We start from the raw sequence: 527 nt of genomic DNA, 5'->3' as shown, positions 1-527 counted from the left end.
ATACCTACGATTTCTACTTCTTCACCAACTTTAACGATACCTTGCTCAACACGGCCTGTTACTACTGTACCACGACCTGAGATTGAGAATACGTCTTCGATTGGAAGAATGAACGGCTTGTCGATTGCACGCTCTGGCTCTGGGATGTATGAATCTAGGGCTTCACCTAGCTCAACAATTTTTGCTTCCCATGCTTCGTCGCCTTCAAGTGCTTTAAGCGCTGAACCTTGGATAACTGGTAGGTCATCACCTGGGAATTCATATTCAGAAAGAAGTTCACGAACTTCCATTTCTACTAGCTCAAGTAGTTCTTCATCATCAACCATGTCACATTTGTTCATGAATACGATGATGTAAGGTACACCTACCTGACGACCTAGAAGGATGTGCTCACGAGTCTGAGGCATAGGGCCATCAGTTGCCGCAACTACCAAGATCGCGCCGTCCATTTGAGCAGCACCAGTGATCATGTTTTTAACGTAGTCAGCGTGTCCAGGACAGTCAACGTGCGCGTAGTGGCGAGTTGG

Annotated in this window: 1 protein-coding gene; it reads right to left on the bottom strand. The window is 46.7% G+C overall.

Annotated features, from left to right (window positions below; genetic code table 11):
• A partial coding sequence (locus tag ACXAH6_RS20390; protein WP_474879829.1) for a GTP-binding protein occupies positions 1 to 527 on the bottom strand: 527 nt, incomplete at both ends.

Source organism: Alteromonas sp. ABE4_545 (assembly GCF_056161325.1).
This window is presented reverse-complemented; position numbering and strand designations above follow the sequence as displayed.